The 17,441-nt window shown below is 70.6% G+C and carries 16 protein-coding genes and 1 other RNA gene; 10 read left to right on the top strand and 7 right to left on the bottom strand.

Translation table 11 applies throughout. The annotated features are described in order from the left end of the window. Positions 1-58 precede the first annotated feature (58 nt). From AC1RGU_RS21535 to AC1RGU_RS21525, 3 genes are all read left to right on the top strand, one after another. Positions 59-1,741 (top strand): MBL fold metallo-hydrolase, encoded by a 1,683-nt coding sequence (locus AC1RGU_RS21535; protein WP_492698112.1) that lies wholly within the window; start codon positions 59-61, stop codon positions 1,739-1,741. Then, on the top strand, positions 1,738-2,466 hold the full coding sequence (locus AC1RGU_RS21530; protein WP_492686326.1) for an RNA pseudouridine synthase: 729 nt from the start codon (positions 1,738-1,740) through the stop codon (positions 2,464-2,466). Before AC1RGU_RS21535 ends, AC1RGU_RS21530 begins: the two co-directional genes overlap by 4 nt. Positions 2,467-2,551: 85 nt before the next feature. Then, a complete protein-coding gene (locus AC1RGU_RS21525; RefSeq protein WP_492698113.1) occupies positions 2,552-3,121 on the top strand; it encodes a hypothetical protein in 570 nt (189 codons plus the stop codon). A gap of 30 nt (positions 3,122-3,151) precedes the next feature. Here the strand turns inward: AC1RGU_RS21525 and AC1RGU_RS21520 are convergent, their stop codons facing one another. The 7 genes from AC1RGU_RS21520 to norR form a co-directional block, all read right to left on the bottom strand. After that, positions 3,152-4,633: an efflux transporter outer membrane subunit gene (locus AC1RGU_RS21520; protein ID WP_492698114.1), complete on the bottom strand. Its 1,482-nt coding sequence runs from the start codon at positions 4,631-4,633 to the stop codon at positions 3,152-3,154. Then, positions 4,630-5,553 carry an efflux RND transporter periplasmic adaptor subunit gene (locus AC1RGU_RS21515; RefSeq protein ID WP_095743575.1) on the bottom strand — a complete coding sequence of 308 codons (924 nt, stop codon included), beginning with the start codon at positions 5,551-5,553 and terminating at the stop codon, positions 4,630-4,632. Before AC1RGU_RS21515 ends, AC1RGU_RS21520 begins: the two co-directional genes overlap by 4 nt. Positions 5,554-5,578: 25 nt before the next feature. Then, positions 5,579-5,785, bottom strand: a complete 207-nt coding sequence (locus AC1RGU_RS21510) for a DUF1656 domain-containing protein (protein ID WP_062483051.1) — start codon at positions 5,783-5,785, stop codon at positions 5,579-5,581. Continuing rightward, positions 5,782-7,893, bottom strand: a complete 2,112-nt coding sequence (locus AC1RGU_RS21505) for an FUSC family protein (RefSeq protein WP_492698115.1) — start codon at positions 7,891-7,893, stop codon at positions 5,782-5,784. Before AC1RGU_RS21505 ends, AC1RGU_RS21510 begins: the two co-directional genes overlap by 4 nt. Beyond that, entirely contained in the window at positions 7,894-8,352 is a 459-nt protein-coding gene (locus AC1RGU_RS21500) for a MarR family winged helix-turn-helix transcriptional regulator (RefSeq protein WP_307583336.1), read from the bottom strand. It abuts the gene before it with no gap. A gap of 159 nt (positions 8,353-8,511) precedes the next feature. After that, positions 8,512-8,880, bottom strand: an RNA gene (gene rnpB, locus AC1RGU_RS21495) — RNase P RNA component class A. Positions 8,881-8,939: 59 nt separating this feature from the next. After that, positions 8,940-10,529, bottom strand: a complete 1,590-nt coding sequence (gene norR / locus AC1RGU_RS21490; RefSeq protein WP_492698116.1) for a nitric oxide reductase transcriptional regulator NorR — start codon at positions 10,527-10,529, stop codon at positions 8,940-8,942. 136 nt (positions 10,530-10,665) lie between these two features. Here norR and hmpA point away from each other — a divergent pair, with 136 nt between their 5' ends. The 7 genes from hmpA to AC1RGU_RS21455 all read left to right on the top strand — a co-directional run bounded on the left by hmpA (position 10,666) and on the right by AC1RGU_RS21455 (position 17,394). Continuing rightward, positions 10,666-11,850, top strand: a complete 1,185-nt coding sequence (gene hmpA, locus AC1RGU_RS21485; RefSeq protein WP_492698117.1) for an NO-inducible flavohemoprotein — start codon at positions 10,666-10,668, stop codon at positions 11,848-11,850. Between the two features lie 115 nt (positions 11,851-11,965). After that, entirely contained in the window at positions 11,966-12,886 is a 921-nt protein-coding gene (cysK, locus tag AC1RGU_RS21480) for a cysteine synthase A (RefSeq protein ID WP_062478599.1), read from the top strand. Between the two features lie 73 nt (positions 12,887-12,959). Further along, positions 12,960-14,585, top strand: a complete 1,626-nt coding sequence (locus AC1RGU_RS21475; RefSeq protein ID WP_492698118.1) for an NAD(P)/FAD-dependent oxidoreductase — start codon at positions 12,960-12,962, stop codon at positions 14,583-14,585. Between the two features lie 2 nt (positions 14,586-14,587). Continuing rightward, complete coding sequence (locus AC1RGU_RS21470; protein ID WP_492698119.1) at positions 14,588-15,145, top strand: VUT family protein; 558 nt, start codon at positions 14,588-14,590, stop codon at positions 15,143-15,145. Positions 15,146-15,255: 110 nt separating this feature from the next. After that, positions 15,256-16,263 carry a ProQ/FinO family protein gene (locus tag AC1RGU_RS21465; protein ID WP_492698120.1) on the top strand — a complete coding sequence of 336 codons (1,008 nt, stop codon included), beginning with the start codon at positions 15,256-15,258 and terminating at the stop codon, positions 16,261-16,263. Positions 16,264-16,408: 145 nt separating this feature from the next. After that, complete coding sequence (locus tag AC1RGU_RS21460; RefSeq protein WP_070060167.1) at positions 16,409-16,852, top strand: hypothetical protein; 444 nt, start codon at positions 16,409-16,411, stop codon at positions 16,850-16,852. Beyond that, on the top strand, positions 16,849-17,394 hold the full coding sequence (locus AC1RGU_RS21455) for a hypothetical protein (RefSeq protein ID WP_070060168.1): 546 nt from the start codon (positions 16,849-16,851) through the stop codon (positions 17,392-17,394). Before AC1RGU_RS21460 ends, AC1RGU_RS21455 begins: the two co-directional genes overlap by 4 nt. Positions 17,395-17,441: the final 47 nt, after the last annotated feature.

Raw genomic sequence — 17,441 nt, 5'->3', positions numbered from 1 at the left:
GATATCTGTTTGCACATGTGCTTATGCACCGCGCCCCTCGCCTCTCCATAATCGCTCCATGGTCCGCCCCACACAACAACTCCACACCCATCGCGAACCGGTGCCCGTGCGCGCCGCCGCCACCGTCCTGCTGCTGCGCGACACCGACGCCGGCCTGGAGGTCCTCATGACCCGCCGCTCGGCCACCGCGAGCTTCGCGCCCGGTGCCTACGTCTTTCCGGGGGGCCACATCGACGCGGCCGACGCCGCTGCCGCGCGCATCGCGGCACGGCGCGCCACGCAGAGCGACACGCAGCACACGCAGGCCATCGCCGCGATCCGCGAGGCCTTCGAAGAACTGGGCATCCTGCTGGCCCGCCACGCCGACGGCCGCGCGGTGGCTGCCGGCGAGGTCGCCGCGATGGACCGCAACGCCACCGCCGGCACGGCCTTCGCCGACCAGTGCGCGGCGCGCGGCCTGGTGCTGTCGGCCGACGAGGTGTTCACCTTCGCGCACTGGATCACCGACCGCGACCTGCCCAAGCGCTTCGACGTGCCCTTCCTGGTGGCGCGCATGCCCGAGGGCCAGGAGCCCACGGCCGACGAGAGCGAGCAGTTCGAGCCCTGCTGGGTGCGCCCGGCCGACGCGCTGGCGCGCCACGAGGCGGGCAGCTTCTTCATGATCTTCCCGACCATCCGCACGCTGCAGCGCATGGCGGCCTACGCGACGGTCGATGCGGTGCTCGCGGCCTGCGCGCCCGGGGCCGACGGCCAGGAGAAGCCGCTGTGGACCAGCTGCCCGCGCGCCGGCCTGCTCAAGGGCGAGGACGCGCGCTACATGGAACACGAGTCGCCCTTCGGCGAACTCGCGCTGGTGTGCCCCGACGGCCAGATCGCGCACGCGCTCGACTGGCAGAGCACGCAGCCCGTGGCGCTGCTGAAGAACGTGCAGCGCCTCACGGCGCCGAACCCCAGCGCCATGACCGGCCCGGGCACCAACACGTATCTCGTGGGCGACGCGGCCACCGGCTACCTCGTGATCGACCCGGGCCCGAACGACGCGACGCACCTGGCGCGGCTCGTGGAAGCCACGCAGGGCGACATCCGCCTGATCGTCTGCACGCACTCGCACGCCGACCACTCGCCGGGCGCTGCGCCGCTGCAGGCGCTGTGCGCCGCAGGACGCAAGCCGCCGATCCTCGGGCTGTCGTCCGCGCCCACGGCGCGCTCCACCGCGCGCTTCAGCGCCGAGCGCGAGCTGGCCGACGGCGAGCGGCTGGTGCTCTCGGGCACCGCGCCCGACGGCACGCCGCTCGTGCACACGCTGCGCGCCATCCACACGCCCGGCCACGCGGCCAACCACCTGTGCCTGGTGCTCGAAGAAGACGGCCTGCTGTTCTCGGGCGACCACATCCTCAACGGCAGCACGACGGTGGTCGATCCGCCGGACGGCGACATGACGGCGTACCTCGATTCGCTCGACAAGCTGGACGCGGCCTGCGCGGCCGGCGACATCGACTTCATCCTGCCGGCGCACGGCTACGTGATCGGCTTTGCGCGCACCGCCATCGCGCACCTGAAGGCGCACCGCCTCAAGCGCGAGGCCAAGATCGCCGCTGCGATGCAGCGGCTGCCCGACGGCACGCCCGAGCAGTGGCTGCCGCTCGCCTACGACGACGTGCCCGAGCGCATGTGGCCGGTGGCCGCGCGTTCGCTGGCGGCGCACGTGGCGCGCATCCGTCAACTGGCTGACGCGCGATGAACCGCTCGAACCGCCCCTCGGCACCCGACGACGAAGGCGTGCGCCTGGCCAAGCGCGTGGCCGCGATGGCCCAGGTGTCGCGCCGCGAGGCCGAGCTGCTGATCGAGAACGGCGCGGTGCGCGTGGACGGCGTGCCCGCCCTGCTGCCGCAGTCGCGCGTGCAGCCGCACCAGCAGGTCGAGATTGCCGCCGGCGCGCGGCCCGAGCCCGTGGTGCCGGTGACGATGGTGCTGTACAAGCCCGCCGGCATGCCGACCGACAACGCCCACCAGCTGCTGGTGGCCGCGAACCACCACGAGCCCGAGCGCGAAGGCCAGCGCTTCCTGCCGGCGCATGCGCGCGGCCAGCGCTGCATGACGCCGCTCGAAACTGGCGCCAGCGGCCTCGTGGCCTACACGCAGGAATGGCGCATCGAGCGCAAACTGCAGGAAGACGCGGGCATCCTCGAACACGAAGTGATGGTCGACGTGGCCGGCCCGGTGAGCCCCGAGGTGCTGGCGCGGCTGGAGCGTTCGCCCGCGCGCGTGAGCATCGGCCGGCAGTCGCCCGAGCAGACCGGCCTGCGCTTTGCACTCAAGGGCGCGCGGCCCGGGCAGATCGCGCACATCTGCGACGGCGTGAACCTGCGCATCGTCGGCATGCGGCGCCTGCGCGTGGGCCGTGTCTCGCTGGCCGGGCTGCAGCCGGGCCAGTGGCGCTACCTGGCGCCGCACGAGCGTTTTTGAAAGCGGCTTGAGGACGACGAGGCAGCACCGCAAACTGCCACCTGAAGACAGCGGCCCCGCGCCGCACACGGGAGATACCAGCACCATGAAGTTCGGCACACCGATCCGCACCCTGGCCTGCACCCTGCCCCTGACGCTGCTGGCGGGCTGCAGCTACCTCACGGCCCTGCTGTTCCCGGACGCGCCGGTCGGTTCGCCGACCGCCGCGACGACAGCCGCCCCGCCCGCCGTGGTTTCCAAAGACGGCCTCGCGCCGATCACCGCGGTGCAGGTGGAACGCATCCGCGAAGCCGTCGGCGGCAAGCCCCCGAGCCCCGCGGTGGGCAAGGTGGTGGGGAGCGCGTCGCCGACCATCGAATCCTTCTTGCGCACCGAAGGCTGTATCACGGCGCGCAACGGCGCGGTGCTCAACCCCTTCGCGGCGCCCGGCCGGTTGTTCGACGGCACGGGCTTCCAGGGCGGGCCGATGGCCGAGATGCAGTACCACGACAAGACCGCCTGCGTGACGGTGCAGCGCATCCAGAACTGGAAACTGGTGTCGCCCCGGCTGCTGCGTTTCGACGTGGTCTACGTGGGCGACGACGGCGAGGAGCGCGCCATCAAGCGCCACGAGCTGACGCGCCAGCCCAAGGGCGGCTGGCTGTTCACTCGCTGAGCGTTGCGGCCGGCGAGCGGCACGTGCCGCTCAGCGGACGGTCGTGGCGGGCTTGCCTTGTTGACTTTGTGCGAGCGCGTCATCGGCCGGCTCCCAGCCGCCGCCGAGCGCCATGAACAGCACGACCTGGTCGTCGGCCAGTTGCGCCTCGCTGGCCGCCAATGCGGCGTCGGCACCGGCCAGTGCGCGTTCGGCGTCGAGCGCGTCGAGGTAGGCGGTGCGGCCGTTGCGGTACAGCTGGCGCGCCTGCGCGGCGACCTTGGCGCTTTCGTCGCGCGAGGCCTGCAGGGCGGCGCGGCGGTCGAGCTCGCGGGCGTAGGTGCCGAGCGCGGTCTCGGTCTCGCGCAGCGCCGTCAGCACGGTGCCGTCGAACTTCGCGAGCGCGGCGCGCGTGCCGGCCTCGGCCTGCGCGATGCGGGCCTGCGCGGCGCCGGTGTTGGGCACGGTCCACGAGATCAGCGGGCCGACGCTCCAGGCCAGCGTGTCCTGCCGGCCGAAGCCGGTGGCATGGCCGGCCGACGAGCCCGACAGGCCCAGCGTGACCTTCGGATAGAGGTCGGCCGTGGCCACGCCGATGCGCGCGGTCGAGGCAGCGAGGCTGCGCTCGGCCTGGCGGATGTCGGGCCGGCGGCGCAGCAGCGCGGCGCCGTCGCCCACCGGCAGCGCGCCGGCCACGCGCGGCGGCGTGGTGCAGTCGGCCACCTCGCGCGGAAAGTCCTGCGGCAGTGCGCCGGTGAGCGTGGCCAGGCGGTAGAGCGCGCCCTGGCGCTGGGCCTTCAGCGGCGGCAGCGCGGCGTCGAGCTGCGCGAGCTGGGCGCGCGCGCGGCCGGCGTCGATGGCACCGGCGCGGCCCGCGCGCTGCAGGCGCTCGGTGACGTTCACGGCGTCTTGCTGCAGCGAGACCGACTTCTGCGCGATCTGCAGCCGCAGGCCGGCCGAACAGGCCTCGGCGTAGGCGCGCGCGGTGCCCGCCGCAACGTTCACGCGCACGAGGTCGAGCGCGGCTTCGGCGGCCTGGCTGTTGGCGGCCGAGGCTTCGATGGCGCGGCGGATCTGGCCGAACAGGTCGACCTGGTACGACAGCGATGCGCCCGCGCTGTAGTTGAAGGTGTTCGGCGGCTCGTAGCCCTTCTGCAGCAGCGACAGGCCCGAGACGTGGCCGAAGGACGGCCCGGCGTTCACGCCGATCGTCGGGTACTTGGCGCCGGCCACTTCGGTTTCGATGGCACGTTCGCGCTCGAGGTTGGCCACGGCCTGGCGCAGGTCGGTGTTGTGCGCGAGGGCCTGGGTGACGAGGCGGTCGAGCAGCGGGTCGTGGTACAGGCGCCACCAGTGCGCGGGCAGCGGCGCAGCATGGGCCGGGGCTTCGGCGAACGGCTTGCCGGCAGCGGGCTGGCTGGCCAGCGCCTCGGGCGGTTGCCGGTAGTCGGGGCCGACCGCCGCGCAGGCCGCGAGCCCGGCCGCGACCGCGAGCGAAGCCATGCGAAAGGCGAAGCGGGTCATGGCGGTCATCCCTTCTTCGGCGTGGCGGCAGCGTGGGCCGCGTCGTGTTCGAGGACCTGCACCGTGACCGTCTGGCCGGCCACGAGGCGCGCGCCTTCGGGCAGCGGGTCGAGCTTCACGCGCACCGGGATGCGCTGCGCCAGCCGCACCCAGTTGAAGGTCGGGTTCACGCTGGGCAGCAGGTTGGCGCTGGTGGAACGGTCGCGGTCGGCGATGCCGGCAGCCACGCTGTCGACCGCGCCTTCGAGCACCGCGCCGCCGCCCATCGGCGTCACGCGCACGCGGTCGCCCAGGTGGATGCGCGGCAGTTTGGTTTCTTCGAAGTAGCCCTCGACGTAGAACGACTGCGCATCGACCAGCGCGAGCACCGGCCGGCCCGCGGCGGCGTAGCTGCCCTGGCGCAGGTCGAGGTTGGTGACGAGGCCGTCGGCTGGCGCGCGCACTTCGGCGCGCTGCAGGTTCAGGCGCGCCGAATCGAGCGCCACCTCGGCCTGCGCGACGGCGGCCTGGGCCTGCTCGACGCGGGCACGGGTCTGTTCGCGCGACTCTTTCGACACCAGCTCGTCCAGCCCCGTGTTGCGTGCGTTCTCGCGCTGGGCCTGGGCGCTCACGGCGCGCTGCGCGGCGAGCGCGGCCTGCGCCTGGCGCACGGCGAGGTCGTAGCGCGCGCGGTCCACCTCGAACAGCAGCGTGCCGGCGGCGACCGGCTGGTTGTCCCGGATCGGCACGGCCGTGACGAGGCCCGAGACGTCGGGCGCGATCTGGACCACGTTGGCGCGCACGCGGCCGTCGCGCGTCCACGGCGCGAGCTCGTAGTGGTCCCACAGGCGAAAGCCCGCCCAGACGGCGGCGGCCACCACGGCCACGGTGAGGAGAACGCGCAGCAGGCTCTGGGCCCGGGGGTTGTCTGCGAAGGGGTTGGCTTTCATGGGAATCTCTGTGTGGTTTGCGTTGTCATTGCAGGTGCGCCGTGAGGCGGCTCAGGCCGTACAGCAGCAGCAGGTACAGCGCCATGTCGAACAGCGCCGGGTGCCACACCCAGCGGTACAGGCCGGTGGCGGCGAGCAGCCGGCGCACGCCCCACAGGGCGAGCAGCGCGGCGCCGGCCAGCAGCATGAGCCAGGGCACGTAGAGCCCGTAGAAACTGGCTTCGCCGATCATGCGGAAGCTCCTTGCGGTGAAGAGGAAGACACGCCTGCCAGCGAAGGCGGCGCGTCGGGGAACAGGTTGCGGCGCAGGCCGACCAGCGCGGTGACGGCGGCGCGCGACGCGGTCGAGGTGTCGCGCGCGGCGAGCACGGCGGTCAACGCTTCATCGATCTGCGGCAGCAGTGCCGTCGGGCGCGGCGCCATGCGGCCTTCGCCGCGCTGGCGGAAGAAGCGCGCGATGCCGCCGAGCAGTGCGGCCGAGGTGGCCATCGGCAGCTGGGCGCGCACGCGCTGCAGCACGGCGATGTCGGCGCCCATGCGCAGGTCGCGCAGCGCGTCGTTGGCGGCCACGCCCTCGACGGTGCCGCCGGCCTGCGCGATGCGCGGCGCCAGCAGGCCGATGCGGTCGAGCATGCGCACGGCGTAGGCGTCGCTCTGCGCGTACTGCGGCTGGGAGGAAGCGGCCATGTCGCCGAGCTCGCGCCAGGTGGCGCGCTGGATGCGGCGCGCGCTCCAGTCGGCGCCCACCGAGCGCACCAGCCGCGTGACGCGCGCTGCGACCAGCACGCCGACGACCTGGCCGATCATGCTGTTGATGAAGCTCACGAGGTCGGCGCTGGCGGTGTCGTGCATCGCCAGCGTGCCCGACACGCCGAAGACCAGCGCCATCGCGGCCATGAAATGCGTCGGGCGCGGCAGGTACAGGCCCAGCAGCAGGAAGAGCGGCGCGCAGATCACGACCAGCATGCCGAAGTCCTGCACCGTGGGCATGAGCACGAGCACGTAGACGGCCGAGATGGGAATGGACCACAGCGTCCACTTCAGGAAGCCGTGGATCGCCGGCACCGGGTCGTCCATGGTCGCGAAGAAGCAGCAGAAGACCGCGGCCATCATGGTGGCGGCCGAACCCGTGGGCCAGCCCGTGAGGATCCAGAACGCACCGCACAGGCAGATGGCGATGACGGCCGCGAGCGCGGAGAGCAGCGCCATGCCGTGGTCGCGGTGCATCGCGCGATGGCCCAGCGCGGCCGTGCGGCGCAGCGGCGCGCCGCCCTTCAGGCCTTCGTCGATGTCGCGGCGCAGTTGGGCGCAGGCGGTCCAGCCGTCGACCAGTTCTTCGAGCCGCCCCGCGAGGCCGATGCGCAGCGCGCGGGCCCAGGGCGTGAGCCCCGTGTCTTGTGCGCCGCCCAGCGCGGCGATCGCCTGGCGCAGCGCCTGCAGGCGTGCGGAGGCATCGACGGCCGGGTCGCTTTCGTCGCGCAGCCACTGTGCGGCCAGCGCCAGCACGGCGGTGACGTCGGGCGCGAGGCGGCCTTCGGCTTGCGCCAGCGCCTGCAGCCGGTCTTCGACGGCCGACAGCGCGGGCGTGAGCGCCGCCACGCGGTCCTGCATGGCGCGGATCGCGCCGGCGGTCCAGCGCAGGTGCGTGGTGTCGAAGGGCACGTGGGTAGAGAGCAGGCGCAGCTGCGTGATGTCGCCGGCGAGGCGGCGGCGGTCGTCATCCAGGCGCTTCGGGTCGGCGTCCTTGGGCGTGCTGCGGTCGCCGGGCTGGAACAGGTCGCCGATCCACTGGCGCGCGTCTTTCAGCGTGCGGTCGAGCAGGCCCAGCACGGTGGGCGCGAGCCCCGCGGGCAGCACGAGGCTGTGGACCAGCGTGGCGCAGAAGATGCCCAGGCCGATCTCTTCCACGCGCGCCACGGCGGTGTCGAACAGCACGAGCGGCGTCTGCACCGAGGGAAAGCCGATCAGCGCCGCCGTGTAGCCCGCGAGCATGAAGACGTACGAGCGCGGCGTGCGGTCGAGCAGCGACACATACAGGCACAGCCCGACCCACAGCGCGAGCACCAGCGTGAGCAACTCGGGCGCGTTGGACAGCGCGGGCACCATCAGCACGGTGGCAACGCTGCCGATGAGCGTGCCGCAGAAGCGGAACACCGCCTTGGAGCGCACCGCGCCGGCCAGCGGGTGGGCGACGACGTAGGTGGTCATGAGCGCCCAGAAGGGGCGCGGCAGGCCGGCGCGGCTGGCCAGGTACATCGCCAGCATCGCGGCGGCGAAGCTCTTGACGGAAAAGAGAGCTTCCGCGCGGGTGAAGCGCGGCAGCGCCATCGACATCGCCATTTACGAGCCGCGCCCTTCCTGCTGCAGGCTCTGCATGCCGGCGGCACTGCGGCCGAGCTTGGCCTCGAGCGCGCCGAAGACGCGCAACGTGGCGGCGATGTCCTCGTCGGGAATGCCTTCGAACAGCGCGGCTCGCATCTGGCGCAGCGCCGCCTCGATGGGCTCGCAGACGGCGCGGCCGGCGGGCGTGAGGTGCAGCGTCTTGGCGCGGCGGTCGGCCGGGTCTTCGCGGCGCTCGACGAAGCCGGCCTCGACCAGCTGGTCGAGCGAGCGCACCAGCGACGGCCCTTCGATGCCCAGCGCCTCGGCCACCGTGCCCTGCCGAACGCCGTCTTCCATGCGCCCGAGCACCACCACTGGCCAGGCCAGCGTCTGCGACAGGCCCACGTGCGCCACTGCCTTGTCGGCCGCCGCGCGGTAGCCGCGCTGGAGCACCGACAGCGAGGTGCCGAGCCGCATCAGTGCGTGTTCGCGCAACGGGGAGATGGGTTCGGTATCGGCCACGGCGTTATCAATTAGTTAGCTTGCTAACAATTGTACGGGTTTCTACCGAGTCTTGCACGCGGCCGCGCACGACGTCAGCACGCGGCCCAGGGAAAAGGGGGAAGGGAAAGAAAAGTGTGAAGCTCGCCGATAAGCCGGATTCTGTGCACCGGGGCCCTCTTGCGAAGACCCCGGCGTGACCGCCATTACTCTGGGCCGTTTGTCGCCAAACGGCTCGATGCCACCTACCCGCCAGCTCAGCGGAACCACCTCAATACTGGCCTACTTGGTGTTGCTGCGCGCAGAGATTGCCCGTTTCACCCGAACTGAATCGGCTCGTCTCTGTTGCTCTGATCCTCACCTCACGGTGGAGAGTCGTTAACTCCTGCGCTGTCCTGTGCAGTCCGGACGTTCCTCCAGTGCGATCTTTCGACCCGATGCTGTTGCCCGAGGGCAGAGCATCGTCCCTTTCGGGCTTGCACCAGCGGCGGTCTGGCGTGCTTCACCTCTCGATTATCGCCCGCCCCATCAATGACCCTTCAAGCGGTGTCGCGCGCCGACCTTCAACCGAGCGTTTCGCTGTCGCCGGCCTGCACCAGGCCCAGCTTGCGCAACGTCCGGTGGAAGTTGCTGCGGTCGATGCCGGCCTCGCGCGCGGCGCTGGCCACGCGGCCGCCGTGGCGGGCGAGCAGTTCCAAGAGCCAGGCCCGCTGGAAGGCCTCGGTCGCCTCGCGCAGCGTGCCGCCCGCGATGGCAGGCCCCGCGTGTTCGTTCGCCGGCGCCTGCACGGGCGCTGCCACGGCGCTCCCCACGGCAGCGCTGTCCAGCGCCAGGTGATGCGGTTCGATGGCCGTCCAGCGCGAACCGCGCGGCTGTTCCCTGAACGCCCGCAGCGAGGCGCGGCTGATCACATGCTCGAGCTCGCGCACGTTGCCCGGCCAGCCGTGCGTCAGCATGGCGGCCTTCGACGCCGGCGAGAGCCGCAGGTTGCGCGCGCCCAGCCGGTGCTGGTTCTCCTCGAGAAAGCTGCCGGCGAGCACGAGCACGTCGCGCCCCCGTTCGCGCAGCGGCGCGACGACGAGCGGATAGACCGACAGCCGGTGGTACAGGTCGGCGCGAAAGCGCCCCTGCGCGATCGCGGCGGGCAGGTCGCGGTTGGTGGCCGCGATCACGCGCACATCGACCTTGCGCATGCGGTCGCTGCCGGGTCGCTGCACCTCGCCGCTTTGCAGCACGCGCAGCAGCTTGGCCTGCACGCTCAGCGGCAGCTCTCCGACCTCGTCGAGAAAGAGCGTGCCGCCATCGGCGATCTCGAACTTGCCGTCGCGGTCCTGCACGGCGCCGGTGAACGCGCCGCGCTTGTGGCCGAAGAGTTCGCTGTCGGCCAGCGACTCGGGCAGCGCCGCGCAGTTGACCTGCACGAGCGGCTGCTCGCTGCGACGCGAGCGCGCGTGCAGGCGCTGCGCGACCAGGTCCTTGCCGACGCCGGTTTCGCCGAGCAGCAGCACCGTGAGGTCGGACACGGCGACGGTGTCGATCTCGTGGCACAGCTGCTTCATCGCCGGGCTGCTGCCCAGCAGCTCGCGCGGCGCGCCACGCCCTGCGCGCAACGCCTGCGCGACGGCCTGTTCGCGCACCGCGCGCGCCTGCATCTCGCGGATCGTGTGGGCGGCCTCGATGCCGGTTTCAACGAGGGCGATCAGTGCCTCCATCTGCGCCGGGCCCACGGCATCGAAGGCGTGCGGCTCCAGGGCGTCCAGCGTGAGCAGGCCCCAGACGGCGCCGCGCAGGCGCAGCGGCGCGCCCATGCAGTCGTGCACCGGCAGGATGCCCGGCTGGCCGGCAACGAGGCCGTCGTACGGGTCAGGCAGGTTGCTGTCGTGCGCGAAGCGCAGGCCCCGTTCGCTGTCGAGCAGGCGCGCGAAGCGCGGATGAGCGGCGACGGGAAACTGGCGTCCGAGGGTTTCATCGCTCAGGCCGTCGACCGCGACGGGCTTCAGCACGTCGACGTCGAGCTGCAGCAGCGCGGCGGCATCGCAGCGGACCAGTCCGCGCGCGGCGGCGAGCAGCGACCGGTAGCGGGCGGACTCGGCTTCGGGCTCGGGCTCAGGTGGTGAGGCCTCGGTGGTCGAATCGACACGCAATGTGGTCATAAGTACAACGCAGAAGTTGTTGCGAATTTGACCACGCCCGATAAATCCCCAATGGCGTCAAGCACTTGCAGAGGCCTTCCGGCTGGCACGGATCGTGAGATGACACAGGCATCTCCAACCGAAGGACCGCAAGACCATGCACCCGCAAACCATCGCCATCGTCAAGTCCACCGTGCCCGCGCTCCAGGCCCACGGCGAGGCCATCACCAGCCACTTCTACAAGATCATGTTCGAGGGCCATCCGCAGGTGAAGGCCTTCTTCAACGAGGCGCACCAGGCCGCCGGCACGCAGGCGCGTGCGCTGGCGGGGGCGGTCATCGCGTACGGCGCGCACATCGACCGGCTCGAAGCGATCGCCGGCGCCCTGCCCCGCATCATCCAGAAGCACGCCGCGCTGGGCGTGCTGCCGGAGCACTATCCGATCGTCGGCCACTACCTGCTGCGCGCCGTGAAGGAGGTGCTCGGCGATGCCGCGACCGACGAGGTGATCGCCGCGTGGGGCGAGGCCTACGAATCGCTGGCGGGCCTGCTCATCGCCGCGGAAGAAGCCGTCTACAGCGCCAACGCGGCGCAACCCGGCGGATGGCGCGGCACGCGCGAATTCCGCGTGGCCCGGCGCGAGGACGAGAGCGAGGTCATCACCTCGTTCTACCTGGAGCCCGTGGACGGCGGCGCGCTGCTGGCGTTCTCGCCGGGGCAGTACCTCACGCTGGTGCTGGAGATCGACGGCCAGCCGGTGCGCCGCAACTACTCGCTGTCCGACGCGCCGGGCAAGCCGTGGTACCGCATCAGCGTGAAGAAGGAAGAAGGCGGCCGCGCCTCGAACTGGCTGCACGCGGCCGCCGCGGTCGGCACGCGGCTGCAGGTGCAGGCGCCGTGCGGCGACTTCGTGCTGCAGCCCGCGGGCGAGCAGGCGCGTCCCCTCGTGCTGGTGACGGGCGGCGTGGGCATCACGCCCGCGATGAGCATGCTCGAATCGGTGGCGCACACGGGCCGGCCGGTGCACTTCGTCCACGCGGCGCGGCACGGCGGCGCGCATGCGTTCCGCGCCCGCGTCGACGCGCTCGCGCAGCGGCATGCGAACGTGAAGCCGCTGTATGTCTACGACGCGCCGCGCGACACCGACACGCCGCACGCGACCGGCTTCGTCACCCGCGAGCTGCTGGCCGGGCTGCTGCCGGAAGACCGCGACGTCGACCTGTACTTTCTCGGGCCGAAGCCCTTCATGCAGGCGGTGTATGCGAACGGGCTGGCGCTCGGCGTGCCGAAGCAGCAGCTTCGCTACGAGTTCTTCGGGCCGCTGGAAGCCCTGGAGGCCTGAACCGCAACGGCCTGCCATCCCCTCGTGCTGAAACGGTCGCGGGCCGGATGCAACCCGGCCCGGGGGGCGCCACAATGCGCGCTGACCATCCGACCCTCGCACCCAAGGAGATTCCATGAAGGCCCAGAACATCCTCCAGACCATCGGCAACACGCCGCACATCCGCATCAACCGCCTGTTCGGCCATGCGAAGCAGCAGGTCTGGATCAAGTCGGAGCGCGCCAACCCCGGCGGCTCGATCAAGGACCGCATCGCGCTGTCGATGGTGGAAGACGCCGAGAAGAGCGGCGCGCTCAAGCCCGGCGGCACCATCGTCGAGCCCACCTCGGGCAACACCGGCATCGGCCTGGCGATGGTCGCGGCCGTCAAGGGCTACAAGCTGATCCTGGTGATGCCCGACAGCATGTCGGTGGAGCGCCGTCGCCTCATGCTGGCCTACGGCGCCACCTTCGACCTCACGCCGCGCGCCAACGGCATGAAGGGCTCCATCGCCCGCGCCGAGGAAATCGTGGCCGGCACGCCGGGCGCGTGGATGCCGCAGCAGTTCAACAACCCCGCCAACGTCGACGTGCACGTGCGCACCACGGCCGAAGAGATCGCGGCTGACTTTCCCGAGGGCATCGACGTGCTCATCACCGGCGTGGGCACGGGCGGCCACATCACGGGCGTGGCGAAGGTGCTCAAGAAGAAGTGGCCCAAGCTGCAGGTGTTCGCGGTGGAGCCGGTGGCTTCGCCCGTGATCTCGGGCGGCGCGCCGGCACCCCACCCCATCCAGGGCATCGGCGCGGGCTTCATCCCGAAGAACCTGGACACCTCGCTGCTGGACGGCGTGCTGCAGGTCGACGCCGAACCCGCGCGCGAAATGGCACGCCGCTGCGCGGTCGAGGAAGGCATCCTGGTCGGCATCTCGTCGGGCGCGACGCTCGCGGCCATTGCGCAGAAGCTGCCCTCGCTGGCGCCCGATGCGGTGGTGCTGGGCTTCAACTACGACACCGGCGAGCGCTACCTGTCGGTCGAGGGCTTCCTGCCCGCCTGATCCAGCTACAAGTTTCATAGCGCCACGGGCGCTTAAAATCGTCGGTCTGCTTGATAACCACAAGCCCCACGACATGCTGCGAATCTCCGAACTCAAACTCCCGCTCGACCACGCGCCTGACGCGCTGGTCACCCTGATCGCCCGGACGCTCGACGTTCCGCCTGACGCGATCGCCTCCCACACCGTCTACAAGCGCAGCTTCGACGCTCGCAAGGTCGACCTGCTCACGGTCTACATCTGCGACGTGCAGCTGGCCGACGCGGCGCTCGAAGCCGCGCTGCTGGCCAAGCACGCCAGCCACCCGCACATCCAGCCCGCACCGGACATGCGCTACACGCCGCCGGGCCAAGCACCTGCGGACGCGACGCGGCCCGTGGTGATCGGCTTCGGCCCCTGCGGCATCTTCGCGGCGCTGATGCTCGCGAAAATGGGCTTCAAGCCCATCGTGCTCGAACGCGGCAAGACCGTGCGCCAGCGCACCCGCGACACCTGGGGCCTGTGGCGCAAGAGCGTGCTCAACCCCGAGTCGAACGTGCAGTTCGGCGAAGGCGGCGCCGGCACCTTCTCGGACGGCAAGCTCTACAGCCAGATCAAGGACCCGCGCTTTCTCGGCCGCAAGGTGATGGAAGAGTTCGTGAAGGCCGGCGCGCCCCCCGAAATCTTGTACGTCGCGCATCCGCACATCGGCACCTTCAAGCTGGTGAAGGTGGTGGAGAACATCCGCGAGCAGATCGTCGCGCTCGGCGGCGAGATCCGCTTCGAGCAGCGCGTGACCGACGTGCACATCGAAGAGGGTCATCTGCGCGGCCTCACCGTGCTCGACCAGACCACGAACCAGAGCAGCGAACTGCGCGCCGACCACGTCGTGATGGCACTGGGCCACAGCTCGCGCGACACCTTCGAGATGCTGCATGCCCGCGGCGTGCACATCGAGGCCAAGCCCTTCTCGATCGGCTTCCGTGTCGAGCATCCGCAGGGCCTGATCGACCGCGCCCGCTGGGGCCGCCACGCGGGCCACCCGCTGCTGGGCGCGGCCGACTACAAGCTGGTGCACCACGCCAGCAACGGCCGCTCGGTCTACAGCTTCTGCATGTGCCCCGGCGGCACCGTGGTCGCGGCCACCAGTGAGCCGGGCCGCGTGGTCACCAACGGCATGAGCCAGTACTCGCGCAACGAACGCAACGCCAACGCGGGCATCGTGGTGGCCATCGACCCGAAGGACTTCCCCGGCGATGCGCTGGCAGGCATCGCGCTGCAGCGCCAGCTCGAAAGCAACGCCTACGTGCTCGGCGGCAGCAACTACCACGCGCCCGGCCAGCTGGTGGGCGACTTCATCGCCGGCAAGCCCTCGACCGCGCTCGGCAGCATCATCCCGTCGTACAAGCCCGGCGTGACGCCGACCGACCTGCACCAGGCCCTGCCCGCCTACGCCATCGAGGCGATGCGCGAGGCCTTCCCGGCCTTCGGTCGCAAGATCAAGGGCTTCGACACGCACGACGCCGTGCTCACCGGCGTGGAAACGCGCACCTCGTCGCCGATCAAGATCACGCGCGGCGACGACTTCCAGAGCCTCAACGTGCGCGGCCTCTACCCGGCCGGCGAAGGCGCGAGCTACGCGGGCGGCATCCTGTCGGCCGGCGTGGACGGCATCAAGGTGGCCGAGGCCGTGGCGCGCAGCGTGCTCGGCAGCGCCGTTTGACGATGCACTTCCACCGTCCCACCACCGGCCAGCTGGCCGTCGCCACGCTGGCGATGGCCGCCGTGGTGCTCGCGTCCAACATCCTCGTGCAGTTCGCCATCAACGACTGGCTCACCTGGGGCGCCTTCACCTACCCGGTGGCCTACCTCGTGAGCGACCTCGTCAACCGGCGCTTCGGCCCCGGCATGGCGCGGCGCGTGGCGTGGGTCGGCTTCGCGGTGGCCGTGGCGGTGTCGCTGCTGCTGGCGCCGGCGCGCATCGCCGCCGCCTCGGGCCTGGCCTTCATCGCCTCGCAGCTGCTCGACATCCGCGTGTTCGACCGCCTGCGCCGGGGCCTGTGGTGGCGCGCGCCGCTGGTGGCCACGGTGATCGCGGCCGTGCTCGACAGCATCGTCTTCTGGGGCATCGCCTTCGCAGGCACCGACGGCCCCTGGCTCACCTGGGCGCTCGGCGACCTGGGCGTGAAGCTCGGTGTCGGCGTGCTGATGCTGCTGCCGTTCCGGCTGCTGATCGGGCGGCAGGTCCCTGACCGAGGTGACCGAGGCGCTGCACGCGCATGACCATCCGCCCTGACAATACCCGCAGGATGTTCCGGCCGCGCTGACCGCGCGGGACCGGTTGTTCTTTTTCTTCCCTTTCCATCCCTCGCGCCCATCGCCGAGCCTTCCGTATGACCGACGCATCCACCGCCGCCCCGAACACGAACTCGCGCAACGCACGGCGCCAGCGCCCGGACATGGCCGAGCAGCTGCAGCAGCTGAAGTCCGGCGCGGGCAGCACCGACGCAGGCGCTGACGCGTCGGCGGCGCAGCCCGCCCCCGCACAACAGCAACAACAACGCCCGCCGCGGGCGAAGCAGCAGCGCCCGCACGGGCAGCAGCAGCCGCAGCAAGGGCGCAAGCCGCGCGGCCCGCAGCAACAACAACAGCAGCCCGAAGCCCAACGCACACCGCGCAAGGTCAACCCGGTGCTGGAACGCCTGTTCGCGCTCTACCCGCAGCTCTTCGGCGCACGCTTCGTGCCGCTGAAGCTCGGCGTGTACGAAGAGCTGATCGCGCGCCATCCCGAAGACTTCAAGGCCGACGACCTGAAGATCGCGATGGGCCAGCATGCGCGCTCCACGCGCTACCTCGAGAGCGTGGCCGCCGGCCATGCGCGCCACGACCTCGACGGCAACGCGCTCGACCCGGTCGCCCCCGAGCACGTGCACCACGCCATCCTCGAGCTGCACCGCCGCCGTTCGCACCGCAACCCCGGCGAAGACCTGCGTCCGCAGCTGGTGACGCGCATCGCCAAGGCCATCGAAGCCTCGGGCCTCGACCACGAGGCCTATGCCGTGCTGGTGCGCTCGCGCGACGCCAACAACAACGCCATCGTCGACGAAGCCCTGGCCGAACTCGCCCAGCAGGCCGCTAAGCGCGAAGCCCTGCTGCGCGCCTTCGAAGCCAGCGGCCGCAGCGAACAGGAGTTCGCCGACATGTACGGCATGAAGCCGGGCGACGTGACGCGCACGCTGCAGCGCGTGCGGGACGACAAGAAGCGGGCCGAGGCTGCGGCAGAGGCCGCCGCCGCTGCGGCCGCAGCGGCACCGGAAGCAGTACCAGAAGCTGCGCCGCAAGCCGCCGAATCCGCACCGGACACGCCCGCGTCCGACGAGCCTGCCGCCACCGGCAATTGAACGGCCTGAAGCGCCCAGAAGGCTGCAACTGTGCAGTCTGACTGCGGCGCGGCGAATTTTTCGCCAGGGATCGGTGCTCAGGAAACGTTTTTACACATTTCCAGCTACATTCCTTCGGCCCATTCCGGGCGGAGGAGAAGTTCATTTGAAAAGAGTCATCAGGCTGCTTCTCGCGGCCGTGGCTGTTTCCGTGTTCGCGAGCGGCTGCGCGGTCAACCGCGCAACAGCGACCGTCGATCCCTCGGCAAATCTCGACAAGCTGCGCGTGGTGCAGGTCAGGAAGCTCGAGGGTGAAGACGGCACGCTCCAGAAGCTGATTGCCGGCAATCTGCGCAAACGCGGTTTCGAGGTCACGGAAGAAGCCAAGCCCCCCGAGCCAGTCGACGCTGTCGTCACCTACGTGGACAAGTGGATGTGGGACATCACCATGTACCTCGTCGAGCTCACCGTCACGATCCGCGAACCGAAGTCCGACTACCCGTTGGCCACCGGCAATTCGCTCCACACCTCCCTCACACGCCTCTCGCCGCCCGAAATGGTCGACGAAGTGGTCGGCAACATCTTCAAAGAATCGGACAAGACCAAATGATCAACACCACCACCCTTCGCCGCGCAGGCGCCCTGGCCGTTCTCTCCGTCGTCGTCGTGCTCGCGGGCTGCGCCTCGTCGGCCAACCGCGAGGCCATGACGCCCACCAGCATCGCTTCGAGCAAGAAGCTGCCCTACTCGGTGTCGGTGAAGACCGGCGGCGGCAATGAAACGAACCCGCTCTGGAGCTCGGACATCACCAACGAAGACCTGGGTGCCGCCATCGAGAAGTCGGTCACGCAATCGGCCCTGTTCAAGGAAGTCGTCAAAGGCAAGAGCGGCGACTACGAGCTGTCGGTCTCGATCGTCAAGCTGACCAAGCCCACGTTCGGCGCCGCGTTCACGGTCGACATGGAAGCGGGCTGGTCGCTCATCAAGACCTCCGACAAGTCGGTGGCGATGCGCCAGGTCATCAAGTCGACCTACACGGGCGGCGCGTTCGACTCGCTCGTCGGCACGACCCGCCTGCGCATGTCGGTGGAAGGTGCCGCGCGCAACAACATCAAGCAGGGCCTGGAAGCCGTCTCGGCGCTCAACCTCTGAGGTCTGACTGAACGACACACCGTTCTTCGGTGAATGAAAAAGGGGCT

This window comes from Variovorax sp. GW823-FHT02B07, assembly GCF_058797695.1.
This window is presented reverse-complemented; position numbering and strand designations above follow the sequence as displayed.